Source organism: Thauera mechernichensis, assembly GCF_029588855.1.
GTDB classification, from domain to species: domain Bacteria; phylum Pseudomonadota; class Gammaproteobacteria; order Burkholderiales; family Rhodocyclaceae; genus Thauera; species Thauera mechernichensis.
In genome coordinates this window covers 108,964-135,696 of sequence record NZ_JARQZE010000005.1, presented here as the reverse complement: position 1 = coordinate 135,696, position 26,733 = coordinate 108,964, and the positions used below count along the sequence as shown (strand labels likewise).

The window sequence follows — 26,733 nt, the reverse complement described above, 5'->3', positions numbered from 1 at the left end:
TCAGGGCTTTTTTGCATTGAGCGGCCTCACGTTCTTGACTGCAGCAATGGGTACGTCCTGCGCAGGCAGCGCCCCCCAGTCCTCGCCGCTGGCGGGCGGCGACTGATCAGTGGCCGGTGCAGGCGCCGGCGGCTGCGCTGCGCGCTCGGCGTCGTCCTGGCGTCGATGGGCGAGCACCAGCTCGGCGACCGCATCGACATCGGCGACCTCGATGCGCGTGCGCCCCTCGAGCGCGGCGTGGGCTCGGGCCGCACGCAACATCACCAGGTCGGCGCGGACCCCCTCCACTGCCGCGGCATGGCAGCGTGCCGCCACGGCAGCATGGGTCGGGTCGTCGAAGCCGATGGCCGGCAGCGCGGCACGCGCCGCGACGATACGTGCGCCGAGCATGCGCTGGGCTTCGTCATGGCTGGCGACGAAGCCCGCCGGATCGGCGTCGAAGGCGAGGCGGGCACGCACGATGGCCTCGCGCGCAGCCGGCGCCAGGGCGTTGCCGATACGCACGAAGAGGCCGAAGCGGTCGAGCAGTTGCGGCCTCAGCTCGCCCTCCTCCGGGTTCATCGTGCCAACGAGCGTGATGCGCGCCGGATGCACGTGGCTGATGCCGTCGCGTTCGACGTGATTGATACCGCTCGCACACACGTCGAGCAGCAGATCCACCAAACCGTCGGCGAGCAGATTGACCTCGTCTACATAGAGCACGCCCTCGTGTGCGCGCGCCAGCAGGCCGGGACGGAAGCGTACGTCGCCGGCCTTGAGGGCAGCCTCGAGGTCGAGCGTACCCACCAGCTGTTCCTCACTGGCCGACAGTGGCAGATTGACGAAGCGCCCGCCCGGCAGCAGGGCTGCCAGCGCGCGTGCGGCGGTCGACTTGGCGGTGCCGCGCGGCCCCTCCACCAGCACGCCGCCGATCAGCGGATCGACTGTAGACAGCAGCAAGGCCGTCTGCAGCGCAGACTGGCCATGCAGGGCGACGAAGGGAAAGGCCGGCGGCAGGCCGACGCTGGCACCAGGGCTCATCGTTCCTCCACACGCTGTTCGGCAGCGAGCAAGTGCTGCTCGACACGCCCACGGTAGTCGCCGGGCGACTGCCACAGGCCTCGGTCCATGGCTTCGAGCAGGCGCTCGCAGATGCCGGCGAGCGCTTCGGGGTTGTGGCGCTGGAGGAAGTCGCGGGCAGTGGCATCCTCCAGATAGGCGTCGGTGACACGGGCGTACTGGTCGTCGCGGACGACACGCGCGGTGGCATCGAAGGCAAACAGAAAGTCCACCGTCGCCGCCATCTCGAACGCGCCCTTGTAGCCGTGGCGCATCACGCCCTCGATCCACTTCGGGTTGGTCGCGCGACTGCGCACGACGCGGCTGATCTCCTCGGCAAGCGAGCGGATCGCCGGCGAGCCGGGGTTGCTGTGGTCGCCGAAGTACAGTGCCGGCTGCTTGCCCGAGAGGTGGCGTACCGCCGCGCTCATGCCGCCCTGGAACTGGTAGTAGTCATCGGAATCGAGCAGATCATGCTCGCGGTTGTCCTGGTTCTGCATGACCAGGTCGATTCCGGCCAGCCGCTTCGCAAAGCTGTCGCTTGCGGGGGTGCCATAGTCGTCCTGGCCGTAGGCGTGCCCACCCCAGGTGAGGTAGGCGGCGGCCAGGTCGGCATCGCTATCCCAGTTACGGCCTTCGATCAGGCCCTGAAGTCCCGCGCCATAGGCCCCGGGCTTGGCACCGAAGACACGGTGACCGGCCTGACGGCGAGCCTCGGCGGAGGCAAAACCGCGCCCCTCGAGCGCACTCGCCTCGCCCAGGATGCGGGCGCGGATCGGGTTCACATCGGCGGGTTCGTCGAGCGCGGCGACCGCCTGCACCGCGGCGTCGAACAGGCGGATGACGTTGGCGAAGGCGTCGCGGAAGAAGCCCGACACGCGCAGCGTGACGTCGATGCGCGGGCGGTCGAACAGCGACATCGGCAGGATCTCGAAGTCGCTCACGCGATGACTGCCGTCGGCCCATTTCGGACGCACGCCGATGAGGGCGAAGGCCTGCGCAATGTCGTCACCACCGGTGCGCATGGTTGCCGTGCCCCACACCGACAGCCCGATGGCACGCGGGAAATCGCCATGCTCCTGGACATGGCGCTCGACCAGGCGCTCGGCCGAGCGCAGGCCCAGAGTCCAGCTTGTCTGGGTCGGTACGGCGCGGGTATCGACCGAATAGAAGTTGCGCCCGGTGGGCAACACGTCGGGCCGGCCGCGGGTCGGTGCCCCGCTCGGCCCGGCCGGCACGAAGCGCCCGCACAGGCCGCGCATGAGCTGGTACAGCTCCTGCTCGCCGCAGGCATCGAGACGCGGCTTGAGCTCGGCGTCGATGCGCGCAAGCACGGCACGCGTCGCCGGCCAGGCCATGTCATCTGCAGCGGGCAGGCCGTGATCGAGCACCTGCAAGGCCAGCAATTCGAGACGTTCGCGCGTATCGCCGGTGGTGCGCCATGCGCCTGCATCCACTTGCGCCAGCGCCGCCGGGCGCAGCCCCTCCCAGGCTGCGGCCCAGTCGGCATCGAGCGGATCGAAGCCCGTACCGAGTTCGAGATCGGCTGCGAGCGCGCGCGTCAGCCCCTGGCGCGCGCCCTGCCCGTCGCCAGCAGGATGGCGTGCCAGGGCGAGCAGCGTGTCGCGGCGAAGGCGGCCGGTGGGCGAATGGCCGAACACGTGCAGGCCGTCGCGGATCTGCGCCTCCTTGAGTTCGCACAGGTAGGCGTCGGTACGGTTGAGCAGCAGCTGCTCGTCCTCGGTCGTGGCCGGCGCGGCCAGGCCGAGGTCGCGGTGCAAGTCGTGGCGCAGGATGTGGTCGAGGATCTGGCGGCGCAGCAGGTCGGCGCGGCTGCGGTCGAGCATGACCGCCTCGTAGTACTCGTCGACCATGCGCTCGAGGTCGCGCGTCGGGCCGTAGCTCTCGGCACGCGTCAGCGGCGGCATCAGGTGGTCGATGATGACCGCCTGCGCACGGCGCTTGGCCTGGGTGCCCTCACCCGGATCATTGACGATGAAGGGATACAGGTGCGGCATCGGCCCGAACACCAGATCCGGCCAGCACGTCTCGGACAGCGCAACGCTCTTGCCCGGCAGCCACTCCAGGTTGCCGTGCTTGCCCACGTGCACGATAGCGTCGCAGCGCCAGTGCGCGCGCAGCCACAGGTAGAAGGCAAGGTAATGATGCGGCGGCACGAGGTCGGGATCGTGGTAGCTCGCCATCGGGTCGAGCTGGTAGCCGCGCGCGGGCTGGATGCCAACGAAGACCTGGCCGCAGCGCAGGCCGGCGATCATGAAGCGCCCTTGACGCAGCATCGGGTCGGTTTCGGGCGCCCCCCAGCGCTGGACGATGGCCTCACGGCAGGCCGCCGGCAGGCACTCGAGGAAGCTCAGGTAGTCGGCCAGCGCCAGGCTCTGCTGCGCCGGTCGCAGCGCCCAGTTGTCGGGGTCGTTGGTGATGCCCGCGCGCAGCTGCGCCATCAGCGCCTCGCCGTCGGCAGGACGGTCGGACACCGCGTAGCCCTCGGCCTGCAGGCGATCGAGAATGGCGAGCACCGAGGCCGGGGTATCGAGGCCGACGCCGTTGCCCAGCCGGCCGTCGCGCACCGGGTAGTTGGCGAGGATGAGGGCAAGGCGCTTGTCAGCGTTGGCCAGGGTGCGCAACCGGCACCAGCGCTGCGCCAGTTCGGCCACGAAATCCATGCGCCCGGGCTCGGGGCGGTACTGCACGACGTCGCTCTGCGTCGCCTCGCAGCGGTGGTCGAGCCCCTTGAAGCTCACCGCACGCGTGATGATGCGGCCGTCGACCTCGGGCATGGCGATGTGCATGGCGATGTCGCGCGGCGCCAGCCCGTGGGGGTCGGCGCGCCATAGTGCCTCGTTGCCGCCGGAGAGCACCAATTGCAGTACCGGCACGTCGCCCGCAAGCGCATGGTCGCCGGGCTCATCGAGCGCGGCGCGCGAGAACGCGGTGGTGTTGAGGATGAGCGCTGCGCCCTGCTCGGTCGCCAGCGCACGCAGGCTGTCGATGCACTGCGGATCCTTGAGCGAGGTTACGGCGAGCGGCAGCGGATTCATGCCGCGCGCCTGCAAGGCGGCGCACAAGGCGGCGAAGGCGGCGGTATTGCCGGCCTGCAGATGGGCACGGTAGAACAGCACGGGCACGCAGGGAGCACCGTCCTCCCAGTCGGCCTGCCAGTGCGCGAGCGCCCCGAGATCGTGCGCAGGATGGAAGACCGCCACCGCGGGCAAGGGGCGCGGCGGTTCGGGCACATCATCCAGGCCAAAGAACTGCGCACCGATGAAACGATAGAAATTGCGCGCATTCGCCGGCCCGCCCTCGCGCAGGTAGCGCCATAGCGTGCGTGCAAGCTCGACGTCGACACTGCCCTTCATGAGCAGGTTGGTGTCCTCGGTCGCATCGCCCGAGAACATCACCAACGCGATGCCATGTGCCCGGCACACCTGGCCAACCTGCTCGGTGCCGTAGGGCCAGTAGCTCTCACCGCCGAGATGGTCGATGACGACCACCCGCGCGTGCTGCAGCACCTCGTCGAGGTAGAGGTCCACCGACGCAGGCTGACGCAGATGCAGGAGGTTGGCCAGGCGCACGCTCGGGAACCCCTCCCCGGGGCAGGCCGCGGCGAGCAGGGCCAGGGTTGTGTCGGCAGCGCTGAGGATGACGATGTCAGCCGGGTCCTGCGCGATGCGCGTGACCACCGCGTCGTCCTCCACGAAGCCTCCGGCCTGTGCCGCCAGCAGGTGCATGTCAGGCGGTCTCGACCGCTTCGGCAACGGCGAGCGCAGCCGCCAGCGCGCTGGCGTCGAGGTCCTCGCCGATCAGCACCAGGCGGGTACGCGGCGTCTCGTCCGCCAGCCAGCGCCGGTCGAAGTAGCTGTCGAAGCGCCGGCCGACGCCATGCACGACCAGGCGCATCGGCTTGCCCGGCAGGGCCACGAAGCCCTTGATGCGGTAGATGGTGTGGGCCTGAACCAGATCATGGAGGATGGCAAGCAGGCGCTCGCGATCGACCGCGGGCAGCTCGACCGAGACCGACTGGAAGGCGTCGTGGTCGTGGTCGTGGGCTTCGCCCTCTTCATGGTCGTGGTGGCTCGCACGCAGGTGGATGTTGTCCTCGGCGGCAGCGCCCAGGCCAAGGACGAGGTCGAGGTCGATACGCCCGTGCTCGCTCGCGACCACCTTCACTGCGGGCGGCAGTTCCTCGCGTACCAGGGCCTCGACGGTAGCGCGTGCCGTCTCGTCGGCAAGATCGGTCTTGGACAGGATCACCAGATCGGCTGCCGACAGCTGGTCCTCGAAGAGCTCGTGCAGCGGCGACTCGTGGTCGAGGTTGGGGTCGGCTCGGCGCTGCACGTCCACGGCCTGCGGGTTGGCCGCGAACTGGCCGGCCGCGGCGGCGGGCACGTCCACAACGGTGATCACCGCGTCCACGGTGCAGGCGTTGCGGATCTCGGGCCAGTTGAAGGCCTGCACCAGCGGCTTGGGCAGGGCGAGGCCGGAGGTCTCGATGAGGATGTGGTCGATGTCGTCGCGGCGTGCGATGAGCTCGCGCATCACCGGGTAGAACTCCTCCTGAACGGTGCAGCACAGGCAACCGTTGGCCAGCTCATAGAGCTGGCCAGCACGCTCGCCCCCCTCATCCTCGCAGCCGATGCCGCAGCCGCGCAGGATCTCACCGTCGATGCCGAGCTCACCGAACTCGTTGACGATGACGGCGATTCGCCGCCCGCCCGCATGGGCGAGGATGTGGCGCAGCAGGGTCGTCTTGCCGCTGCCGAGGAAGCCGGTGACGATGGTGGCGGGGATCTTGGGGCGAATGCTCATCGGGATGCTCCGGAGGCGCGAGGGTGTGATCGCAGGATGTGTGCGGCAGGCAAGCGCCAGGCGCTCAGAAGTCGATGCCGGCCTGGGCCTTCACCCCGGCCTTGAAGGCGTGCTTGCGGTCGGCGATCTCGCTGACCGTGTCGGCCAGGTCGACGAGTTCGGGCTTGGCTGCGCGACCGGTAATGATCACGGTCTGCTTCGGCGGGCGGGCGCGCACCGCGGCGAGCACCTGTTCGGTGTCGAGGTAGTTGTACTTGAGCATGTAGGTGAGTTCGTCGAGCACGACGAGGCTCAGCGCCGGGTCGGCGAGCATGGCGACGGCCTGCGCCCAGGCTTCGTCGGCGGCGCGCTTGTCGGCGTCCCAGTTCTGCGTGTTCCAGGTGAAGCCGGTGGCCATCGCGTGGTAGCGCACGGCGCAGGCGCCCGGGTTGCGCTGCAGGAAGGCCACCTCGCCGGTAGCATGGGTGCCCTTGATGAACTGCACCACGCCCGCTTGCTGGCCATGGCCGAGTGCACGATAGAGGGTGCCGAAGGCGGAGGTCGTCTTGCCCTTGCCGTTGCCGGTGATCAGGATGACGATGCCGCGTTCTTCCTGCGCGCGCTCGATGGCCGCATCGACCACCTCCTTCTTGCGCTGCATGCGTTCGTTGTGGCTGTGCTTCCTGTTCTCATCCATCGTTCCGCGCTCCAAGTCTTCCAAGGTGTAAGCGGAGGGCGGAACAATGGCGACAGCATGAACGCGTGCGATACCGCAGAGACTCGGATCGGGCAGGACGCGGGCGGATCAGGGATCCGCTCAAGCAGTCGGCATTTGCCCGCACCCCGGGGCACTTACCTGTCTGATCGAGCGGGTCGGTCTTCTGGCTCACCTTCGTCCGGTTGCCATCGCCTTCCCGGAGCAGTGTGCTCCAGTGGCATTGATTGATGGCACCGTCAGGCTTACAGCAGCGGGGGCTGCGCCGGAATGGCGGGCCTATGGCCTCGCTTCACCGGACTTCCCGTTTCACACCCGGATGAGGACTCATCCAGGCGCTCCCGTTCGATACGGGGCGGACTATACGCCGCCGCAGTCCCACAGGGCAAGCCGTCTTGCTGCCGGCATGCCCCATGCGGGTATTCAGTTCAGTCGGCGATGAGGGATTCGGCAGGCACACCGACCCGCACATTGCCCCAGTGCCGGCCACCCACCATGATCGGCATGGCGATGTCGCACAGCACCTCGCCGGTGTCACGCAGATAGGTCTGCAACAACATCGACTCGGTATTGCGCGCCGCGCGCAGTTCGGGTGGGCGGTCGAACTTGCGGCAGGTACGGTTGCCGACCAGATCGGCCTCGTAATTGCCGGTCAACGGCTTGGAAAACTTGCTGTTGTGGGTCGACAGGTAGCTGTCGGTATTGACCGCCACGGCAAACGCTGCGCCTTGCGCGGCATTGAGGCTGCCGTCGAGGATGGCCTGGCAGCGGCGGGTGAACTCCTCGCCCCAGCTCACCTTGAACTTGGGCGGGTTGGTGCCGGCCATCGGCGTATAGCGACGATCGAAGACATCGACGTGGTTGGCCGCCATCTGCTCGAGCTGTTCCTGGATGCGGTCGCGGAAGATGCGGGTCTGGTCGACCACCTGGTCAAAGGTCCCGCGGCCGATCTTGAAGCGCGACACCAGTTCCTGTACCGCCTCGGTCGCCTTGGTCAGCCCGACCGTTCGCTGCTCGCTGTCCTGCATCTGCTCGCCAACCTTGGCCGACAGCTGGTTGATGGCGGTGACACTCTCGTGCACGCGGGCATTGGTGCTGCTCAACGACTCCATCGCGCTGGCGATCTGGCTCAGCTGCTGTCCTGTGGCTTCGAACTCGCCGACCATGTGCTCGAACTGACGCGCAGAGCGCTCGACCACCGTCCGCGTATCCTGCACGTCGACATTGATGATCTCGTTCTCGCTGCGGGTGTTCGCCACCAGGCCCAGCATGCCATTGATGTTGCCTACGATCTCCTCGGTGGCCTTGTTGACGCGCTCGGCCAGCTTGCGCACCTCGTCCGCGACCACGGCAAAGCCACGCCCCGCCTCGCCGGCACGCGCTGCCTCGATCGCGGCATTGAGCGCCAGCAGATTGGTCTGGTCTGCGATCTCGCGAATCAGCACGGCGATCTGCTTGACACTCTCCGAACGCGTGGACAGGTCGTCCACCGTGGTGTTGAACCTGAGCACCTTGTCGCTGACGGTGTTGATCTTGCCCGCAATCTCCTGCATCTCGACCAGCGAATCACGCGCAATGGCAAGGTTGGCGTTGGTCGAGTCGGTGATCTGGTGCGCACTGTGGGAGACGTCATCAATCGCCGCCGTGGAGGCGGTGCTGGTTTCGAAAACCTGAGTGGTCATGCGCTCCTGCTCGCGCGCGCCTGCGGCCGACTCCTCGATGCGCAGCTTGACCTGCACGGCCTCGCGCGCAATCTTGACGCTCATGTTCCGCACTTCGCCGATGATCTCGCGCATGCGGTCGGCAAAGCGGTTGTAACCGAGGGCCAGGTCGCGGAGTTCGTCATGACTGCTCACCGGCAGGTTGCGCGAGAAGTCACCTTCGCCGCGCGCGATCTCTTCGAACACGCCACAGATGGCGCGCACCGGACGCACGATCAGGTGGCGCATGTAGAGGATGTGTCCGACCGTCATCACCAGCGCAAGGGCGCTCAGGAAGACCGCAATGACGAAGCCCTTGTCCAGCATCGCCGTAATGCCGGCCGCTGCCTCGGGCCCTCGTGCAATGAGACGCTCGATCTCGGCCGACTGCCACCAGAACAGGACGAGATAGCAGATGTTCAGCAGCGGCAGCAACAGGAAGCTGCTGAGCTTCTTGGTCAGAGAGTTCCAGAACGTCTTTTCGACGGATTCGTATAGCTCGCGGAAACTGCTCATTTCCTGGTTCCTGGGACGAATAGGATCGGTGATACCACTATCGGAGTGCAGAGCACGCACTTTAGGGCGGTTCGCGAAATATTTCCGAGAAACAATGCACGCCCCATTGCCGCGCCGCCGTCACCCCGCGGTTGCCCCCTCCCTCTGGCAGAAGGGGATGGCAGCGCTGCCCTGCCGCAATTGCCCTGCCCCCCCTCCGCCTGCGACAATCACGCCTTTGCCGCAGGCACCGCGCCGGCGCCCACGAATTTCCATCCGACCCGAATCCACACCATGTCCGACCAGACGAACACCCCGCCGCAGGACGAAAACCACCTGATCGCCGAGCGTCGCGAGAAACTCGCTGCCTGGCGCCAGAGCGGCCGTGCCTTCCCCAACGACTTCTCACGCGAGAACACCGCCGGCAAGCTCGACGAGCTGTATGGCGAGAAAGACGCCGAGGCGCTGGAAGCCATGCCGGTCGAGGTCAAGGTGGCCGGCCGCATCATGTTGAAGCGCGTGATGGGCAAGGCGAGCTTCGTCACCATCCAGGACCTGTCGGGCCGCATCCAGCTCTACGTGCAGCGCGACGGCGTGGGCGAGGACGTGTATGCACAGTTCAAGACCTGGGACATCGGCGACATCGTCGGCTGCGTCGGCACGGTGTTCAAGACCAAGACCGGCGAACTGTCGGTCAAGGCCAGCGAGATCCGCCTGCTCACCAAGAGCCTGCGTCCGCTGCCGGACAAGTTCCACGGCCTTACCGACGTCGAGCAGAAGTACCGCCAACGCTATGTCGACCTCATCATGAGCGAGCAGTCGCGCTTCACCTTCGTGGCGCGCAGCCGCATGGTGCAGTCGATCCGCAACTACATGACAGGCCACGGCTTCCTCGAGGTCGAGACGCCGATGATGCACCCGATCCCGGGTGGCGCCGCAGCCAAGCCCTTCACCACCCACCACAATGCGCTCGACATGGAGCTGTTCCTGCGCATCGCGCCCGAACTCTACCTCAAGCGCCTGGTGGTGGGCGGCTTCGAGAAGGTGTTCGAGGTCAACCGCAATTTCCGCAACGAAGGCCTCAGCCCGCGCCACAACCCCGAATTCACCATGATGGAGTTCTACGAGGCGTACGCGAACTACAAGACGCTGATGGACTTCACCGAAGGCCTGATCCGCCACGCCGCACGCGAGGCGCTGGGCACCGAATCCTTCGTGTACCAGGGGCGTGAGCTCGACCTCTCCAAGCCCTTCCACCGCCTCACCATCGTCGAGGCGATTCGCAAGTACCACCCGGGCTTCACGCTGGAGCAGCTGGCGGACGCGGCGTGGCTCAAGCAGAAGATCAAGGACTTCGGCGAAAAGGTGAAGCCGGGCGGCCTGGGCAGCCTGCAGCTGCAGCTTTTCGAAGCCTGCGCCGAAGCCGAACTGTGGGAGCCGACCTTCATCATCGACTACCCGGTCGAGGTTTCGCCGCTGGCACGCGCCTCCGACACCGACCCCGAGATCACCGAGCGCTTCGAGCTCTTCATCGTCGGCCGCGAGATCGCCAACGGCTTCTCCGAGCTCAACGACCCCGAGGACCAGGCCGCGCGCTTCCGTGCGCAGGTCGAGGCCAAGGAGGCCGGCGACGAGGAAGCCATGTATTTCGACGCCGACTACATCCGCGCGCTCGAGTACGGCTTGCCCCCGACCGGCGGCTGCGGCATCGGCATCGACCGCCTGGTGATGCTGCTCACCGACTCGCCGTCAATCCGCGACGTCATCCTCTTCCCGCAAATGCGCATGGAATGAGCGACTGAGCACGCATCACGCCCGATCGCGTGCAGGCGCCACGGCACCTTGCCGTGAGCGCCGCACTCCCGTACACACCACCGGTAAGGGCCCCCGATGGATTTCATCCAGATCGTCATCCTTGCAATCCTCCAGGGCCTCACTGAATTCCTGCCCATCTCCAGTTCGGCGCACCTGATCCTGTTCCCAAGGCTCGCTGGCTGGGACGACCAGGGTCTTGCCTTCGACGTCGCCGTGCACCTGGGCACTCTGGTTGCGGTGGTGTGGTACTTCCGCGACGAAGTCACCGCCATGACGAAGGATTGGGCCGCATCGCTCGTCCGCAGGCAGCGCGTCGGCGACAGCCGCCTGGCTTGGGCAGTCATCCTCGGCACCATCCCGGTCGGACTCGCCGGACTGCTGTTCAAGGGCTTCATCGAGCAGGAGCTGCGCTCACCGCTGGTCATCGCGTGGACCACGATCGGCTTCGGCCTGCTGCTCTGGGTCGCCGACCTGCATGGCCGCAAGGTCGCCCAGCCGCGCAGCGAACATGCGCTTTCCCGCCGCGACATCCTGCTCATTGGCTGCGCACAGGCCCTGGCGCTCATCCCCGGTACCTCGCGCTCAGGGGTCACGATGACCGCTGGGCTTCTGCTCGGACTGTCACGCTCGGGGGCTGCGCGCTTCTCCTTCCTGCTGTCGATTCCGGTGATCGTCCTCGCCGGTGGCCTGAGTGCGCTCGACCTTGTCCGGGAAGAACATGCCGTGGACTGGTCGGCAATGGCCTGGGGGGTGGTGCTGTCGGCAATCAGTGCCTACCTGTGCATCCACGTCTTTCTGAAGTTGCTCGACCGCATCGGCATGTTGCCCTTCGTGATCTATCGGCTCGCGCTGGGCGGCTTGCTGCTGGTGCTTTTCTGGGGGCACTGATGTGAGCTTCGCCCGCGCGCCCTTCACTGCGCTCGCCTGCCCACTTGATGGCGCACCGCTGCAGCACGGGGGCGCTTGCTGGCGTTGCGAGGCGGGCCACAGCTTCGACATCGCAAGCCAGGGCTACATCAACCTGCTGCCGGTGCAACACAAGCGCTCGAAGGACCCCGGCGACAGCAAGGAGATGGTCGCTGCACGGCGGCGATTCCTCGAGGCCGGCCACTACCGTCCCATCGCCGATGCAGTCGCCGCCGCACTGATCGAGCTTGGCGCTGCGCACACCGACGAGCTTGCCTGCCTGGACGCGGGCTGTGGCGAGGGCTACTACCTGCGCTGCGTAGCGGAATCCGTCGGCGAGGCCCACAACCTGAGTCTCGTCGGCCTCGACATCTCGAAATGGGCAGTGCTGGCCGCCGCGCGGCGGGATCCCCACACGTGCTGGATCGTGGGCAGCAATGCCCGGTTGCCGATCCTGCCCGGCACGCTCGATGCCGTGCTGTGCCTTTTCGGCTTCCCGGTGCATGCCGAGTTCGCGCGCGTTCTCAGTCCCGGCGGCATACTGCTGCAACTCGACACCGGCCCGAGCCACCTGCTCGCGCTGCGCGAGATCATCTACCCGAGCATCAAGCCCGAGCGCATGCTCGACGATGCGCCACCTGCAGGCTTCGAGCTGATCGAGCAACGCCGCCTGGCCTTCGACTTCGAGCTCGAAGGCGCTGCACTCATCGCCGACTTGCTGACAATGACTCCGCACCTCTACCGCACCAGCCCCGCCGGGCGCGAACGCGCAGCGGCGCTCACGCGACTCGCGCTTGGCGCCGAAGTGCGCCTGCGCGCCTACAGGCGGCTCGCCAGCGCCTGATCGCCGCTTGCCGGGGCAGCACCGCCGCGCTCGGCGCGCAACTCGGCAAGCTCCGTGCGCAAGGCCTTCAGCTCCGCCATCACCAGCTCATGCTCGGTTACCACCAGTTCGCGGGTCTCCTCCTGCTCGGCATGATCGCTGGTATTCATCGCGTCCACAACGATGGCGATGAACAGGTTGAGGACCGCGAAAGTGGTGGTCAGGATGAAGACGACGAAGAACAGCCATGCAAGCGGATGCACCTCCATCACCGGGCGCACGATCCCCATCGACCATGACTCCAGCGTCATCACCTGGAACAGGGTGTAGAAGGACGCACCGATGCTGCCGAACCACTCCGGAAAGTCGGTTGCAAAGAGCTTGGTCGCCATCACCGCGGCCACGTAGAACACCAGCAGCAGCAGCGTCAGCACGGAACTCATGCCAGGGATCGCGCGCAGCAGCGCATTGACCACCTTGCGCATCGACGGCACCACCGAGATCAGTCGCAGCGCGCGCAGGATGCGCAGCGCACGCAGCACCGACACGCCCTCGCCCACCGGCAGCAGCGTGACGCCCACGATCAGGAAATCGAACACGTTCCAGCCGCTGCGGAAGAAATTGTGCCGATACACGACCAGCTTGAGCACGATCTCGAGCACGAAGATGGCGAGCGCGACACGGTCCAGCATGACCAGCGCACTACCGGCCGCTGCCATCACGGTGGGCGAGGTCTCCAGGCCGAGTGTGATCGCATTGATGACGATCACCGCGATGATGAAATTCTGGAATCGGGAAGATTCGACGAGCGCTTTGAGTGCGGACATGGCGTTACCAGGGCGAATCGAAATTGAACGGCGCGCAAGCTACCATTACACGCTTTCAAACACCACCTTGACGCCGGCCCTGCGCCGGAACACCTCGCCGCCGCACAATGCCGATCATCCCCGCCCGCCTCGAGCACAGCGCCGACGGCGTTCCCTACTCCAGCACCTTCGACGACATCTACCACTCGGCCGATGGCGCGCTCGGCCAGGCGCAGCACGTGTTCCTGGCCGGCAACGCCCTGCCCGAACGCTGGCAGGGCCGCGAACACTTCGTCATCGTCGAGACCGGCTTCGGACTCGGACTCAACTTTCTCGCCACCTGGGCCGCATGGCGAGCCGATCCGCAGCGTTGCAAACGCTTGCACTTCATCTCCTGCGAACTGCACCCCTTCAGCACCGAAGACCTTGCCCGCGTGCATGCGCGCTGGCCGCAACTCGCCGCACAAGCGGACGCCTTGCGCGCGCAATGGCCCGCACTGACGCCGGGCCTGCACCGCCTGCACCTGGACAACGACCAGGTGACGCTGACGCTTTACTTCGGCGATGCACGCGAGGGCCTGGCCCAGCTGCTAGCCCGTGCAGACGCCTTCTATCTCGACGGTTTCTCGCCCGCACGCAACCCTGAGCTCTGGTCAGCGCGCATCTTTCACCTGCTTGCCCGCCTGGCCGCACCGGGCGCCACGCTTGCCACGTGGTCGGTGGCGGGCGAAGTCCGCGAAGGCTTGCGCCGCGCCGGCTTCGAGGTCCGCAAGGCTGCAGGCTTCGGCGGCAAGCGCCAGATGCTGTGCGGCATCCTCGCCAACAGCGAGACGCACTCGCAGACGGACGAACAGGCACTGCCAGCACGCGGACATGCGCTCATCGTGGGCGCGGGGCTGGCTGGGTGCAGCATGGCCGAACGCCTCGCCGCACGGGGCTGGACGATCGAACTGATCGACCAGGCAGCAGGCCCCGCAAACGGCGCCTCCGGCAACCTTGCAGGTGTGCTGCGCCCGCTACCCAGCCTGGACGACAACCGCATGAGCCGGCTCACACGCGCCGGCACGCTGCATGGCTGGGCGCACATCGCGCGCCTGCGCGCGCGCGGCCTCGCCGTGCAGGCGGACGCCTGCGGCGTGCTCCACCTTGCACGCGACGGCGCGCAAGCAGCCAAGATGCAGGCGGTGGTCGAACGCCTGGGCCTGCCCGCCTCGCATCTGAGCCACGTCGACACGGACGCTGCCGCACGCATTGCCGGCTGCACCGTCGCCGCGGGCGGATGGTGGTTCGCTGACAGCGGCTGGGTGCAGCCGCCCAGCCTGTGCGCGGCCAACCTGGCCGCAAGCGGGCAAAGCCTGCACACGCACTTCGGCCGCAAGCTGGCTCAGCTCGAGCGCCAGGGCGGGCTGTGGCACGCCTACGACGACCAGCACCGGCTGATTGCGGCGGCGCCGGTGGTCATCCTTGCGGCCGGCGTCGGCGTACTCGAACTGGACACCGGCATGCGGCTCCCGGTAGTCAGTGCCCGCGGACAGGTGTCCCTGCTGCCTGCTGCCAGTGCCAGCCCGCCGCGCGTCGTGGTGTGCCGCGGCGGCTACGTGAGTCCGGAGATCGACGGACTGCGCTGCGCGGGCGCGACCTTCGACGTCGATGACAGCGAGCCTGCGCTTCGTGCCCGCGACCATGCCGACAACCTCGGCAAGCTCGAAGCCATGCTGCCTGGCTTCACCCATGGCCTCGACGCAACTGCGCTGCGCGGCCGTGTCGGTTTCCGCCCGGCCTCCCCCGACCGCCTGCCGATGATCGGCGCCCTACCTGCGGACGGGACAGCCGCGCCACGGGCCGAACTCGCAGGTCTGGCGCGCCAGGCGGGACTGCATGTGCTGTCAGGCTACGGCGCACGCGGCCTGGTGTGGACGACATTGGCGGCCGAGAGCCTCGCCAGTGCGCTGTGCGCCGAACCACTGCCGCTGGAGCGCGACCTTTGGGAGGCACTCGATCCGGGCCGCTTCCTGCTCCGTCCGCCGCGCCCGGGGCGTACGGCCGAATGAGCGGCCGCAACATCGCCGAGTTGCGGGCCGCGCTCGAGCTGACCGGATGGCGGCTGGCAACGACGCAACGCCTTGCCCAGGTCGGCGACTGGACACTCGACCGCGACAGCGGAAGGATGACCTGGTCGCGCGAGCTCTTCCGCATGCTCGAGCGCCCTCAGCACCTGGGCGAACCGGACATCAACGAGGTCCTGTCCTACTACACACCGAGCTCGCTCGATCGCACCCGCGACCTCTTCTGGCACGCAATCGACACCGGCGATCGTTGTTCGCTGGAGCAAGAGGTGCTGCTGCCCTCAGGCAAGCAGCGTCACCACTTCACTGTCATCGAGCCGCACAAGGACGCAAGCGGTCGCGTCGTGAGACTCTACGGCACGGTACAGGACATCACCACGCGCAAACGCCTCGAGGCCGAGCGTATCCGCCAGCTCGCCCGCGTAGCCGAGCTGTCCCGCCACATGATCGAGATCGAGGAACGCGAACGCCGCCAGCTTGCGAGCGCGCTCCACGACCGCGCCAGTCCGAACCTCGCCGCGCTGCGCATCCTGTTCGCCAACCTCGCCGACAGCCTGCCCACACAAGTGCGCGCAGCGTGCGGAACGCTGCTGGAGGACGTCGACGCACTGCTGGCGGACACCACCGCAGGCATCCGCGAGATCTGCACCGACCTGCGTCCGGCCACACTCGATTACGCAGGTCTCGAACCTGCGCTGCGGGAATATGTCGAAGCGTTCAGAAAACGCACACGGCTCGATGTGGTGTTGACAACGGCCGGTGCCGAAACGCCCGGACTCGCCGCCGAGGCCCAGACCCTGCTGTTCAGGCTGGTGAAGGAGGCTTTGACAAACTGTGCCAAGCACGCATGCGCCGGGCAGGTTCGTATCGGGCTCGAGCGCGAGCCGACGCGCACGCGCCTGTCCATCGTGGACGACGGCGTAGGCTTCGAGCTTGCCCTGCTCGGACAACCGGGCAGCACGCCCGGACTTGGGCTGATCACGATGCGCGAACGCGTGGAGCTGGCAGGCGGCCAGTTCGTTCTGATGACCAAGCCTGGAGAAGGCACTGCCATACAGGTTTCCATCCCGCACCTGACTTGTTGACGGAGCGACCATCATGAAGCTTCGTATCGTGCTTGCCGATGACCACCAGATGTTCCGCCACGCCCTGCGTGCCCTGCTTGCCCGTGACAACGGCCTGGAGGTCGTCGCCGAAGCGGCGAGTGGCGACGAAGTCCTCGCTGTCGTCGCCCGCCAAGCGGTGGATCTCGTATGCATGGACGTCGCCATGCCGGGCATGAACGGCATCGAGGCAACCCGCAGGCTGTGTGCCAGCCACCCTGGCGTTCGTGTCATCGGCCTCTCGGCCTTCGCCGACCGCCAGTTCGTCATGGATCTGCTCAACGCCGGCGCCAGCGGCTACATCACCAAGGCAGAGGCTGGCGACGAGTTGCTGCGTGCGATCCGTACGGTGCAGCAGGGCCGTAGCTACATCTGCCCCGATGTGGCTGGGGCAGTTGCAGGCGCCCTGCGAGACCGCGACAGCCTCGAGACCGCGCTGCCCCGCCTCACCGCGCGCGAACGCCAGGTGCTCCAGCTCATTGCCGAGGGCTACACCTCACCGCGCATTGCCGAACGCCTGCATGTCGCCCCGTCCACCGTCGAGGTGCACAGGCGCAACATCATGCGCAAGCTCGACCTGCACAATGTCGCCGAACTCACACGTTACGCGATCACCAACGGCATCAGCCCAAGCACCGCAGGCGAGCTCTCTCGCCTGCCCTGACCTTGCCGGCGTCCGTCCCTGGCCGATGGCTACCGTGTTCACGGTATGCAGAACAGCGCGAAGCGGGTATGGGTGCGCAACGCGCATTCATATAGCATCGCCAGAACAAGCACTTTCCTGCAACGACCGTCCGGAGGCCTTCATGATCCACCAACCCAACGTCGAGAAATTCTCGGCAAACGCCCAAGCCAGCATCGAACACTTCGAGGCCTACGCACAGATCTCCCTCTCCGCCGCGGAGAAACTGCTCGCACTCAACCTCGACACCGCACGCACCTTGTGCGAGCTGGCTTCGAACAGTGGCGCACAGCTCGAATCGGGCGACCTGCGCAGCGCACTCGCGACACAGGGCGCCACCCAGAGCAAGGGCTTCGAGCACCTCACCAGCTATTTGCGTGAAGTGAGTGAGCTCTGCGTGCAGACGCAAAGCGAGGTCGTCGAAGTGGGTTCCCGCCAGTTTGCAGACCTGCAACGAACCATGCAGTCGATGTTCGAGGAGGCCGGCAAGCTGAGCAAGGTCAACCCGCTGGAGGTCATCGTACCCGCCACAACCACCGCGTCACGCACCCGCAAGGCAGCCTGACCAGGCGTACCAGCGCCCCGCTTCAAGCCCCGGCCTGCCGGGGCTTTTTTGTCGCCGCGATTTGCGTGCTTGATGATCATCAAGCACGCAAATCGATAGAAACCGCGCCAGCACTAGGGGTCCGAAAATATTGATGTCGATCAAAGCAGGGAACTTTCAGCCTGCAAGAGTGCGCCACCGAAGCAACTTTCACAGGGGTGAGCACATCATGATCGTAGGAAGTTCCAAGCATCTTCGCGCCATTGCAATCTCGGCCCTGGCTCTGGCCTGCCAGGCGGCCTTCGCCGAGGCTCCGGCCGGCCATAGTGACGCAGCAATGAAGGAATATCAGGCTGCAGGCTCGCCCTTGGCAGAGGTGCCGATGCACCATGACATCAACCCGCTCGCACCGCGCATGTCGGAGCCCGAGTTCGACAAAGCCAGCCGCATCTTCTTCGAACGCTGCGCCGGCTGCCACGGCGTGCTGCGCAAGGGTGCCACCGGCAAGGCGCTGACGCCTGACCTTACCCTCGAGAAGGGACTCGACTACCTGAAGGTCTTCATCAAGTACGGCTCGCCGGGCGGCATGCCCAACTGGGGCACCTCGGGCGTGCTCACCGACGACGAAGTCGACCTGATGGCACGCTACATCCAGCAGACGCCGCCCGCCCCGCCCGAGTTCGGCCTCAAGGAAATGGAAGCCTCGTGGAAGGTCGTGATCCCGGTGGAGAAGCGCCCCACGAAGAAGATGAACGACCTCAAGCTCGAGAACCTGTTCTCGGTGACGCTGCGCGATGACGGCAAGATCGCCCTCATCGACGGCGACAGCAAGCAGATCGTCAGCATCATCGAGACCGGATACGCGGTGCATATCTCGCGCATGTCGGCGTCGGGCCGCTACCTGTTCGTGATCGGCCGCGACGCCAAGATCAACCTGATCGACCTGTGGATGGAGAAGCCCGAGACCGTCGCCGAGATCAAGGTCGGCCTCGAGGCACGCTCGGTCGAGAGCTCCAAGGCCAAGGGCTGGGAGGACAAGTACGCCATCGCCGGGACCTACTGGCCGCCCCAGTTCGTGATCATGGACGGCGACACCCTGCAGCCGCGCAAGATCGTGTCGACCCGCGGCATGGTGGTCGGCACCCAGGACTACCACCCCGAACCGCGCGTGGCCGCCATCATCTCCTCGCACTTCAACCCGGAGTTCTTCGTCAATGTGAAGGAAACCGGCATGGTGTACTCGGTGGACTATCGCGACCTCGAGAACCTGAGCATCAAGATGATCGAGGCCGCGCCCTTCCTCCATGACGGCGGCTTCGAGTCCTCGCATCGCTACTTCATGGACGCGGCCAACGCCTCGGACAAGATCGCCGTCATCGACACCAAGGAAGGCAAGCTCGAGAAACTGGTGGACGTGGGCAAGGTGCCGCACCCGGGCCGCGGTGCCAACTTCCTCGATCCCAAGTACGGCCCGGTGTGGGCGACCGGCCACCTCGGCGATGAAACCATCTCGTTGATCGGCACCGACCCCGAAAAGCACCCGGACAACGCCTGGAAGGTCGTGCGCACGCTCAAGGGCCTGGGCGGCGGCTCACTGTTCCTGAAGACGCACCCCACCTCCAAGAATCTGTGGGTAGACACCACGCTCAACCCCGACGAGAAGATCAGCCAGGCGGTTGCGGTATGGGACATCGACAACATCGACAAGGGCTACGAGCTGATCCCGATCGGCGACTGGTCGGGCATCAAGGCCGGCCCCAAGCGCGTCGTGCAGCCCGAGTACAACAAGGCGGGCGACGAGGTCTGGTTCTCGGTGTGGAATGGTGCGGACCAGGAATCGGCCATCGTCGTGGTCGATGACAGGACGCGCAAGCTCAAGGCCGTGATCCGCGACCCGCGCCTGATCACGCCCACCGGCAAGTTCAACGTCTATAACACCCAGCACGACGTCTATTAATATCGAGGCTACCCGGAGGGCACGATGTCCGACCGGCCTCTGGTGCCGGCACCGCCGGTCGGACAACGGACAAAAGGCCTGAATCACTTGAACACACGGTTACGACGCGGTACTTGGGCACAACGGGACTTCCTGTCCCGCTGTGCCATCTTTTTTGGACTGTCACCCCAACGCCTCGAAGAACTCGAGCGCGCAGGGCGCCTCGTGGAACTCTCCAGCCACGCAAGCCTGTATCGCAGCGGCGAGCCCGTGCGCGACGCCTGGCTGTTGTGCAGCGGCAGCGTGGTGCGCTTCCAGCCACTCGAGGATGGTGGCCGGCGGGCCATCGAAGTCGTCCAGGGCCCTCAGTTGCTCAACCTCGGTGAGACCTTCAGCGCAACGCACTACCGCTCCTCGTGCGAAAGCAGCAGCCGCTGCATTCTCGTTGCGATCGACATGCGCGTGCTGCGGCCGATGATCAGCGCCGAACCGGCCTTGAGCGCATCGATCATCGAAGCGCTCGCGCGTCGCCTGTCGGCGACGGAAACCGACAGCCGGGGGCATCATCGCAGCACCACTGGCGCCCAGCGCATCCTCGACTACCTTCTCGAGCAAGCCGGCGAGCCAGGCAGGCTGGCAGGAGAAAGCACCGTCACGCTGAATGCCACCAAGAAGGTGATCGCATCTCAGGTGGGACTCACGCCAGAGGCCTTCTCGCGCAGCCTGCGCCAGTTGATCGACCAGGGGGTGCTCGTGGTCGACAAGCGCAATTTCCACATCCAGCATGCGGCCTTGCTCGATACCGGGCTCGGTGACGCCGGCCATCGCCTGAGCTTTGCGCGCAAGACACGGCGCACGGCCACGGACATGCGTAACGGTCTCCCGCCCGGGGCGCTGATCAACCTCTGCGGTCGCCTTCGCTTCCTTTCGCAGCAGCTGGCCATCGCCTCGGCCCGGCTGGTGTGGGAGATCGCACCCGCTGATGCCCGGATCCGCCTGCGCCAGTTCGACGGCGAGTTCGAACGCACCCTGGCTCGTCTGCGCAAACTGCCACTGGAAGCGGCGTTGGAGGAACCTCTGGCGGCTGTCCTGAGCACCTGGCCGGCCTATCGCCAAGCCCTGTTATCGACTGCAGCCACCGCCCAGGACCGCTTGAAGCTGTTCCGCCTCAGCGAAGCAGTGCTCAACGTCGCGGACCACCTCACCAGCGTGGCTGCGCAGTGCGCCGGCACGCCCGACGCACGCTATGTGAACGTTGCGGGAAGGAACCGCATGCTGTCGCAGCGCATCGGCAAGCTGTTCCTGTTCCGCGAACTGGTCGACACGCAGGAGGAGATCGACGACCAGATCAGCGCATCGATCGTCGAGTTCGACGCCAACCTCGACGAATTGCGCCAAGGCAGTCGCCGGCTGCCGGAACTCATCGCCCAGCTCGACGAGGTCGCGCAGCAGTGGGAGCGTTTCAGCGCCGCGCTCGCGCCCGACCCCTCGCGGATGAACAGGAACCGCCACGCGCGCCTGCTGCTGGCCGAGGGCGACCGCCTGCTGCGCTACGTGGACACGGCAGTCAAGCTGTACGAACGCCTGACGAAGTAGAACCGGGCGAAAAACCGATCACCGACACCACCAAGCAGCAATGTCATCGACACGAAGACTGACCGCCATACGCGAGCGCATGCACGAGCTCGCAGGCATTCCACACAGCAGCCAGCATGGCGGCGAGCCCTGGGTGGCAAGTCTCGGAGGCCTGCTCGGAATCGCAATCGTGGTCGCGCTCACGCAGGGCATGGTGGGCAGCGAGGCGGCCGTGTTCGTGGTGCCCTCGCTCGGCGCTGCTGCGGTGATCGTGTTCGCCGCGCCGCACAGCCAGTTCGCGCAGCCCTGGCCCCTGCTGGCCGGAAACATGCTGTCGGCACTGGTCGGCGTGCTCAGCCAGCTCATCATCCCCGACCCGACGCTGGCCGGCGCGGCAGCGGTGGGCGGCGCGATCGGTGTCATGCACCTGGCACGCTGCATACATCCGCCCGGCGGTGCGACCGCACTGGCTGCGGTCGTCGGCGGCCCGGCGATCCACGACCTCGGCTTTGCCTATGCCCTCTATCCGGTCGGCCTGAACTGCCTGATCCTCGGCGCAACCGCCATCCTCTTCAACTATCCCTTCCCCTGGCGGCGCTATCCGGCCAGCCTCACCCACTACGCACCGCTGCCCCCTGGGCGTGGCGGTGGCGGCTACCCACTGCCCGGCGACGAACATGTACGCAAGGCAATGGACGAGCTCAATGTCGTGCTGGACGTCGGCACGGACGAACTTCGCCAGGTCGTCCACCGCGCGCTGGCAATCGCGCAATCCAGCGCCGACAGCAGACTGCCCCAGGTGAAGGCCGGTCACTTCTACTGCAACGACCGCCCGGGACAACAATGGTCCGTGCGCCAGATCATCGACGAGCACCGCTCGGCAAACCCGGACGAAGACATCGTCATCTATCGGGTCGTCGCCGGACGCGGCCTGGATCGTACCGGCCGCTGCACCAGAATCGAGTTCGCGCGCTGGGTCGGCAGCGAGTTTCGCCCCCGCCGCCAGCAGCGCTGAAGCGCGACGCTCAACCGCCGCGGAAAGCCTCGGTCACAGATGGCGGTCCAGGCGCGCCAGCACGCGCTCGCGGCCAAGCACTTCGAGCACCGCATCGATCGACGGCGTCTGCGGCACGCCCAGCACGGCCACCCGCAGCGGAATGGCCACCTGCGGCATCTTCAGGCCATGCTCGGCCATCGTGTCCTTGATCGCCTGCGACAGCGCAGCCTTGTTCCAGTCGGTGCCGGCAAGGCGGGCACGCAGGCTGACCAGCGCAGCGCGCGCGGCATCGGTCAGGTGCTGCCCGATCACCTCGGGTGCGGGATGAACATCGGCCACGAACAGCTCGGCCGAGTCCGCCAGTTCGTTGAGATTGGCGACACGGTCCTTGTACAGCGCCACCACGGCCTCGAGCGCCACCCCGGTTTCGGGATTGACACCGCGACGAGCGAGGCGGTTGGCAACTTCGGCAGCGAGAAAGCCGTCATCCGCCTTCTTGATGTACTGCGCGTTGAGCCAGTTCAGCTTCTCGGTGTTGAACTGCGCCGCCGAGGGGGTGATATGGTCGAGATCGAACCATTCAACGAACTGAGCACGGCTGAAGACCTCGTCGTCACCATGGCTCCAGCCCAGGCGCGCCAGATAGTTGATCACGGCTTCGGGCAGGTAGCCGTCCTCGTCATACTGCATCACGCTCACCGCACCGTGGCGCTTGGAGAGCTTGGTGCCATCGTCGCCCAGGATCATCGACAGGTGGGCGTAGAGCGGCACCTCGGCGCCGAGCGCGCGCAGCACGTTGATCTGGCGCGGGGTGTTGTTCACATGGTCGTCGCCACGGATGACATGGGTGATGCCCATGTCCCAGTCGTCCACCACCACGCAGAAGTTGTAGGTCGGCGTGCCGTCGGCACGCGCGATGATGAAGTCGTCCATCTCGGCGTTGGCGATCTCGATGCGCCCCTTGACGAGATCGTCCCACGCCACCACGCCATCGGTCGGATTGCGGAAGCGCACCACCGGCTGCACGCCTTCGGGCGGCTGCGCCAGGGCCTTGCCCGCCTCGGGGCGCCAGCGCCCGTCATAGCGCGGCTTCTCGCCGCGGGCGCGCTGCGCCTCGCGGATAGCGTCGAGTTCCTCGGACGACATGTAGCAGTGGTAGGCGGTGCCGGCGGCCAGCATCTGGCCGATGACCTCCTTGTACCGGTCCATGCGCTGCATCTGATAGAACGGGCCTTCGTCATGCGCCAGGCCCAGCCAGTCCATGCCGTCGAGGATGGCCTGCACCGCCTCCGGCGTCGAGCGGGCAACGTCGGTGTCCTCGATGCGGAGGACGAAGGTTCCGCCATGGCGACGGGCGAAGGCCCAGGAAAACAGCGCGGTGCGGGCGCCGCCGATGTGCAGATAGCCGGTCGGGCTGGGCGCGAAGCGGGTGCGGACAGGACGGGAGGCAATGGCTTGGGACATGGCGAAATGGAAACTGGATGCTTGAGCGAAGCGCGGATTCTAAGCGATTGCCGCGCCGCGGGGTGCCGTAGGCGCAACGCAAGTCGCGAGCTGTTCGCGGCCGGCCCCAGGCCCCGTCGCCTTCAACCCCTCGCGGCTCGCGCCGCTCCCACGCGGGGCGATACGCGCCGCGGGGTGCTGTAGGCGCGACGCAAGTCGCGAGCTGTTCGCGGCTGGCCCCAGGCCCCGTCGCCTTCAACCCCTCGCGGCTCGCGCCGCTCCCACGCGGGGGCGATCCGCGCCGCGGGGTGCCGTAGGCGCGACGCAAGTCGCGAGCCTTTCGGGCATCGGCATCCGTGCAGGCGTTCAGCTCAGCAACAGCTTGTCGTCGTCGATTTCCTCGCCGCGCACCTTCTCGAACATCGCCAGCAGGTGATGCACGTCGAGGCCCTCGCGCTCCTCGCCCGCCACGTCGAGCACTACCCTGCCCTGATGCAGCATCACCGTGCGCTGGCCGACGTCGAGCGCCTGGCGCATGGAGTGCGTGACCATCATCGTGGTGAGCTTGTGCTCGGCGACGATGCGCACGGTAAGTTCGAGCACGAAGGCCGCGGTGCGCGGATCGAGCGCTGCGGTATGCTCGTCGAGCAGCAGCAGTCGCGACGGCCGCAGCGCCGCCATCAGCAGGCTCACTGCCTGGCGCTGGCCGCCGGAGAGCAGGCCGATGCGATCGGACAGGCGGTTCTCCAGGCCGAGGCCGAGGGTCGACAGCTGAGCGCGAAACTCCTCGCGCAGCGCCGGCTTGACGGCAAACGAGAAGCCGCGACGCTCGCCGCGCATGCTGGCGAGCGCCATGTTCTCCTCGATGGTCAGGTCCTCGCAGGTGCCCGCGAGCGGGTCCTGGAACACGCGGGCGACGTGGCGCGCGCGCGCCCACACCGGCTGACGGGTCATGTCGATGCCGTCGATCTCGATCCTGCCGCTGTCGACCTTCTGCTCGCCGGAGACGGCATTGAGGAAGGTCGACTTGCCGGCGCCGTTGGAGCCGATGACGGTGACGAACTGCCCGGTCGGGATCTCGAGCGACATGCCGCGCAGGGCCTGGGTCTCGATCGGCGTACCGGGGTTGAAGGTCAGGCGCAGATCCTGAACGTTGAGCATGTCAGCCTCCCTTCCTGCCGGACCAGTGGGCACGCAGCCTGGGCACCACGAGCGCGACGGTGACGAGCAACGCGGTGACGAGGTTGAGGTCCTGCGCCTGCAAACCGATGAAGTCGGAGTTGAGCGCGACCGCGATGAAGAAGCGATACACGATGGCGCCGACGATGACCGCGATCGTCGCCAGGTAAAGCTTGCGCGAAGGCAGCAGGCTCTCGCCCACGATCACTGCCGCCAGGCCGATGACGATGGTGCCCACGCCCATCGAGATGTCAGCCCCGCCCTGGGTCTGCGCGAACAGCGCCCCGGCCAGGCCGACGAGCGCGTTCGACAGCGCCATACCGGCGAGCACCGCCAGCCCGGTGTTGACGCCCTGCGCGCGCGCCATGCGCGCGTTGGAACCGGTGGCGCGGATGGCCAGCCCGGTCTGGGTGGAGAAATAGGCATCGAGCCCCAGCTTCACGACGATCACGATCAGCACCAGCAGCAGCGGGCGGAACACGTAGTCGACCAGCGCCTCGGGCTGGAGCAGGTTGAATACCGTCGGCTCCATGATCAAGGGCACATTGGGCTTGCCCATGATGCGCAGGTTGATCGAGTAGAGCGCGATCATCATCAGGATGCTGGCGAGCAGATCCATGATCTTGAGGCGCACATTGAGCCAGCCGGTGATCATGCCAGCCGCGGCACCTGCCAGCGTGGCGGCAATGGTGGCGGTAAAGGGGTCCTGGCCGGCTGCGATCATGGTCGCGGCAACGGCGCCGCCGAGCGGGAAGCTGCCATCGACGGTAAGGTCGGGGAAGCGCAACAGGCGGAAGGAAATGTACACGCCCAGCGCGACCAGGCTGAAGATCAGGCCGATCTCCAGTGCCCCGAGCAAGGTGTAGAGCGACATGGGAAATAACCGTTTGAGGATGGGCGACGAGGAAACCCCGCCGCGAACACCCGGGGCGACTGCACCGCGGCAGTCGCGTACCGGGCTTGCAGCCGCTTACTCGACGACCTGGGCGGCGTCCTTGATGAGCGCCTCCGACAGCGTGATGCCCTGGCGACGGGCGGCGGCCGGGCTCACATGGAGGTCGAGCCTGTTGCTGGTTTCCGAGGCGATGTCGCCCGGCTTCTCGCCCTTGAGGATGCGCGCCACCATGTGGCCGGTCTGCACGCCGAGCGCCTTGTAGTCCATGCCATAGGCGGCGACGGCGCCACGCTTGACGCTGTCGGTGTCTGCAGCCACCAGCGGGATGCCGGCATCCATGCCGACCTTGACCAGGGCCTCATAGGCCGACACCACGTTGTTGTCGGTGCTGGTGTAGAACACATCGACCTTGCCGATCAGGCTGCGCGCGGCAGAGCCGACGTCAACCGAACGCGGCGCGGCGGCCTCGACCAGGCTCATGCCGTACTTGGGCAGCAGTTCGCGCATGCGCTCGAGCACCACCACCGAGTTGGCCTCACCCGGGTTGAAGACCATGCCGACACGCTTGGCCTCGGGCGTCACGCGCTTGATCAGCTCGATCTGCTTGTCCAGCTCGAGCGCATCGGACACGCCCGTGACGTTGGTGCCCGATGCGGCCAGCGACGGCACCAGCTTGGCGGCGACCGGGTCGGTCACTGCGGAATACACCAGCGGGATGTTGCGCGTTGCCGCAGCCACGGCCTGGGCCGAAGGCGTGGCGATGGCGACGATGACGTCGACGCGGTCACCGATGAACTTGCGCGCGATCTGCGCCGCCGTGCCGGTGTTGCCCTGCGCGCTCTGGTACTGCCACTTGAGGTTCTTGCCCTCTTCGAAGCCCGCCTCGGCCAGGCCTTGCTTGACGCCGTCGCGCACGGCGTCAAGCGCCGGATGCTCGACGATGGCGGTGATGGCCACCGACTTCTGCTGCGCATGGGCTGGCGTGCCCAGCGCAAAGGCCAGTGCCAGGGCGCCGAACAGTGCGGCGCGGGTCATCTCGAAGCGCATCGAAAACTCCTTGCTGGCCATATCGGCCCGAAAATGATCTGCAGACTCGGCCTGCGACAGCGCCGGCCAAAGCGCGTGAGTGTACCGGGCCCGCCCGGTTTCCGCGACAGCTAAGACGAGGCTGCCAGCGGACGACGCCCTGGGGGCAGGGCACGCGCTTGC

General features: G+C 66.7%; 20 protein-coding genes and 1 riboswitch. Of the genes, 10 read left to right on the top strand and 10 right to left on the bottom strand.

The window, feature by feature from the left end; all coding sequences use genetic code 11:
• The 5 genes from P7F68_RS09335 to P7F68_RS09315 all read right to left on the bottom strand — a co-directional run bounded on the left by P7F68_RS09335 (position 1) and on the right by P7F68_RS09315 (position 8,775).
• Entirely contained in the window at positions 1 to 1,020 is a 1,020-nt protein-coding gene (locus tag P7F68_RS09335; RefSeq protein ID WP_277832595.1) for a magnesium chelatase ATPase subunit I, read from the bottom strand.
• Positions 1,017 to 4,787: a cobaltochelatase subunit CobN gene (cobN, locus tag P7F68_RS09330; protein WP_277832593.1), complete on the bottom strand. Its 3,771-nt coding sequence runs from the start codon at positions 4,785 to 4,787 to the stop codon at positions 1,017 to 1,019. Before cobN ends, P7F68_RS09335 begins: the two co-directional genes overlap by 4 nt.
• Position 4,788: 1 nt before the next feature.
• On the bottom strand, positions 4,789 to 5,865 hold the full coding sequence (cobW, locus tag P7F68_RS09325; RefSeq protein ID WP_277832591.1) for a cobalamin biosynthesis protein CobW: 1,077 nt from the start codon (positions 5,863 to 5,865) through the stop codon (positions 4,789 to 4,791).
• 64 nt (positions 5,866 to 5,929) lie between these two features.
• Positions 5,930 to 6,541 carry a cob(I)yrinic acid a,c-diamide adenosyltransferase gene (cobO, locus tag P7F68_RS09320; RefSeq protein ID WP_002927840.1) on the bottom strand — a complete coding sequence of 204 codons (612 nt, stop codon included), beginning with the start codon at positions 6,539 to 6,541 and terminating at the stop codon, positions 5,930 to 5,932.
• 157 nt (positions 6,542 to 6,698) lie between these two features.
• Positions 6,699 to 6,919: riboswitch (cobalamin riboswitch) on the bottom strand.
• Positions 6,920 to 6,987: 68 nt separating this feature from the next.
• Positions 6,988 to 8,775: a methyl-accepting chemotaxis protein gene (locus P7F68_RS09315; RefSeq protein ID WP_002938632.1), complete on the bottom strand. Its 1,788-nt coding sequence runs from the start codon at positions 8,773 to 8,775 to the stop codon at positions 6,988 to 6,990.
• Between the two features lie 273 nt (positions 8,776 to 9,048).
• Here P7F68_RS09315 and lysS point away from each other — a divergent pair, with 273 nt between their 5' ends.
• The 3 genes from lysS to P7F68_RS09300 all read left to right on the top strand — a co-directional run bounded on the left by lysS (position 9,049) and on the right by P7F68_RS09300 (position 12,319).
• Positions 9,049 to 10,548 (top strand): lysine--tRNA ligase, encoded by a 1,500-nt coding sequence (gene lysS, locus P7F68_RS09310; RefSeq protein ID WP_002927836.1) that lies wholly within the window; start codon positions 9,049 to 9,051, stop codon positions 10,546 to 10,548.
• A 96-nt stretch (positions 10,549 to 10,644) separates the two neighbouring features.
• Entirely contained in the window at positions 10,645 to 11,457 is an 813-nt protein-coding gene (locus tag P7F68_RS09305; RefSeq protein WP_277832585.1) for an undecaprenyl-diphosphate phosphatase, read from the top strand.
• A gap of 1 nt (position 11,458) precedes the next feature.
• A complete protein-coding gene (locus P7F68_RS09300; RefSeq protein ID WP_277832584.1) occupies positions 11,459 to 12,319 on the top strand; it encodes a putative RNA methyltransferase in 861 nt (286 codons plus the stop codon).
• Here the strand turns inward: P7F68_RS09300 and P7F68_RS09295 are convergent.
• Complete coding sequence (locus tag P7F68_RS09295; RefSeq protein ID WP_277832582.1) at positions 12,295 to 13,125, bottom strand: ion transporter; 831 nt, start codon at positions 13,123 to 13,125, stop codon at positions 12,295 to 12,297. The genes P7F68_RS09300 and P7F68_RS09295 overlap by 25 nt on opposite strands.
• A gap of 107 nt (positions 13,126 to 13,232) precedes the next feature.
• On the opposite strand from P7F68_RS09295, the gene mnmC reads away from it, so the two are divergent.
• From mnmC to P7F68_RS09260, 7 genes are all read left to right on the top strand, one after another.
• On the top strand, positions 13,233 to 15,155 hold the full coding sequence (gene mnmC, locus P7F68_RS09290; RefSeq protein ID WP_277832580.1) for a bifunctional tRNA (5-methylaminomethyl-2-thiouridine)(34)-methyltransferase MnmC2/FAD-dependent 5-carboxymethylaminomethyl-2-thiouridine(34) oxidoreductase MnmC1: 1,923 nt from the start codon (positions 13,233 to 13,235) through the stop codon (positions 15,153 to 15,155).
• Positions 15,152 to 16,255 (top strand): PAS domain-containing sensor histidine kinase, encoded by a 1,104-nt coding sequence (locus tag P7F68_RS09285; protein ID WP_002938625.1) that lies wholly within the window; start codon positions 15,152 to 15,154, stop codon positions 16,253 to 16,255. Before mnmC ends, P7F68_RS09285 begins: the two co-directional genes overlap by 4 nt.
• Before the next feature lie 13 nt (positions 16,256 to 16,268).
• Positions 16,269 to 16,937: a response regulator gene (locus P7F68_RS09280; RefSeq protein WP_002938624.1), complete on the top strand. Its 669-nt coding sequence runs from the start codon at positions 16,269 to 16,271 to the stop codon at positions 16,935 to 16,937.
• Between the two features lie 142 nt (positions 16,938 to 17,079).
• Positions 17,080 to 17,520, top strand: coding sequence for a phasin family protein (locus P7F68_RS09275; protein WP_277832577.1), 441 nt, complete (start codon positions 17,080 to 17,082; stop codon positions 17,518 to 17,520).
• A gap of 208 nt (positions 17,521 to 17,728) precedes the next feature.
• On the top strand, positions 17,729 to 19,456 hold the full coding sequence (locus P7F68_RS09270) for a nitrite reductase (RefSeq protein WP_002938619.1): 1,728 nt from the start codon (positions 17,729 to 17,731) through the stop codon (positions 19,454 to 19,456).
• Positions 19,457 to 19,660: 204 nt separating this feature from the next.
• The gene (locus P7F68_RS09265; RefSeq protein ID WP_002938617.1) at positions 19,661 to 21,031 is read left to right on the top strand and encodes a type IV pili methyl-accepting chemotaxis transducer N-terminal domain-containing protein; all 1,371 of its coding nucleotides are present in this window, start codon (positions 19,661 to 19,663) and stop codon (positions 21,029 to 21,031) included.
• 79 nt (positions 21,032 to 21,110) lie between these two features.
• Complete coding sequence (locus tag P7F68_RS09260; RefSeq protein WP_002927811.1) at positions 21,111 to 22,025, top strand: HPP family protein; 915 nt, start codon at positions 21,111 to 21,113, stop codon at positions 22,023 to 22,025.
• A gap of 33 nt (positions 22,026 to 22,058) precedes the next feature.
• Here P7F68_RS09260 and gltX read toward each other — a convergent pair whose 3' ends face one another.
• From gltX to P7F68_RS09240, 4 genes are all read right to left on the bottom strand, one after another.
• Positions 22,059 to 23,471, bottom strand: a complete 1,413-nt coding sequence (gltX, locus tag P7F68_RS09255) for a glutamate--tRNA ligase (protein WP_277832571.1) — start codon at positions 23,469 to 23,471, stop codon at positions 22,059 to 22,061.
• Between the two features lie 345 nt (positions 23,472 to 23,816).
• Complete coding sequence (locus tag P7F68_RS09250; protein ID WP_270069763.1) at positions 23,817 to 24,611, bottom strand: ABC transporter ATP-binding protein; 795 nt, start codon at positions 24,609 to 24,611, stop codon at positions 23,817 to 23,819.
• 1 nt (position 24,612) lies between these two features.
• Positions 24,613 to 25,503 carry an ABC transporter permease gene (locus P7F68_RS09245; RefSeq protein WP_002927806.1) on the bottom strand — a complete coding sequence of 297 codons (891 nt, stop codon included), beginning with the start codon at positions 25,501 to 25,503 and terminating at the stop codon, positions 24,613 to 24,615.
• Positions 25,504 to 25,599: 96 nt separating this feature from the next.
• Positions 25,600 to 26,592, bottom strand: a complete 993-nt coding sequence (locus P7F68_RS09240) for an ABC transporter substrate-binding protein (RefSeq protein ID WP_002927800.1) — start codon at positions 26,590 to 26,592, stop codon at positions 25,600 to 25,602.
• Between the last annotated feature and the right edge of the window lie 141 nt (positions 26,593 to 26,733).

What these genes read in the sequence shown, in the direction of transcription:
- P7F68_RS09335 (WP_277832595.1), bottom strand. Translation starts at nt 1,020, where the DNA reads ATGAGCCCTGGTGCCAGCGTCGGCCTGCCGCCGGCCTTTCCCTTCGTC.
- cobN (WP_277832593.1), bottom strand. Translation starts at nt 4,787, where the DNA reads ATGCACCTGCTGGCGGCACAGGCCGGAGGCTTCGTGGAGGACGACGCG.
- cobW (WP_277832591.1), bottom strand. Translation starts at nt 5,865, where the DNA reads ATGAGCATTCGCCCCAAGATCCCCGCCACCATCGTCACCGGCTTCCTC.
- cobO (WP_002927840.1), bottom strand. Translation starts at nt 6,541, where the DNA reads ATGGATGAGAACAGGAAGCACAGCCACAACGAACGCATGCAGCGCAAG.
- P7F68_RS09315 (WP_002938632.1), bottom strand. Translation starts at nt 8,775, where the DNA reads ATGAGCAGTTTCCGCGAGCTATACGAATCCGTCGAAAAGACGTTCTGG.
- lysS (WP_002927836.1), top strand. Translation starts at nt 9,049, where the DNA reads ATGTCCGACCAGACGAACACCCCGCCGCAGGACGAAAACCACCTGATC.
- P7F68_RS09305 (WP_277832585.1), top strand. Translation starts at nt 10,645, where the DNA reads ATGGATTTCATCCAGATCGTCATCCTTGCAATCCTCCAGGGCCTCACT.
- P7F68_RS09295 (WP_277832582.1), bottom strand. Translation starts at nt 13,125, where the DNA reads ATGTCCGCACTCAAAGCGCTCGTCGAATCTTCCCGATTCCAGAATTTC.
- mnmC (WP_277832580.1), top strand. Translation starts at nt 13,233, where the DNA reads ATGCCGATCATCCCCGCCCGCCTCGAGCACAGCGCCGACGGCGTTCCC.
- P7F68_RS09285 (WP_002938625.1), top strand. Translation starts at nt 15,152, where the DNA reads ATGAGCGGCCGCAACATCGCCGAGTTGCGGGCCGCGCTCGAGCTGACC.
- P7F68_RS09280 (WP_002938624.1), top strand. Translation starts at nt 16,269, where the DNA reads ATGAAGCTTCGTATCGTGCTTGCCGATGACCACCAGATGTTCCGCCAC.
- P7F68_RS09275 (WP_277832577.1), top strand. Translation starts at nt 17,080, where the DNA reads ATGATCCACCAACCCAACGTCGAGAAATTCTCGGCAAACGCCCAAGCC.
- P7F68_RS09270 (WP_002938619.1), top strand. Translation starts at nt 17,729, where the DNA reads ATGATCGTAGGAAGTTCCAAGCATCTTCGCGCCATTGCAATCTCGGCC.
- P7F68_RS09260 (WP_002927811.1), top strand. Translation starts at nt 21,111, where the DNA reads ATGCACGAGCTCGCAGGCATTCCACACAGCAGCCAGCATGGCGGCGAG.
- gltX (WP_277832571.1), bottom strand. Translation starts at nt 23,471, where the DNA reads ATGTCCCAAGCCATTGCCTCCCGTCCTGTCCGCACCCGCTTCGCGCCC.
- P7F68_RS09250 (WP_270069763.1), bottom strand. Translation starts at nt 24,611, where the DNA reads ATGCTCAACGTTCAGGATCTGCGCCTGACCTTCAACCCCGGTACGCCG.
- P7F68_RS09245 (WP_002927806.1), bottom strand. Translation starts at nt 25,503, where the DNA reads ATGTCGCTCTACACCTTGCTCGGGGCACTGGAGATCGGCCTGATCTTC.
- P7F68_RS09240 (WP_002927800.1), bottom strand. Translation starts at nt 26,592, where the DNA reads ATGGCCAGCAAGGAGTTTTCGATGCGCTTCGAGATGACCCGCGCCGCA.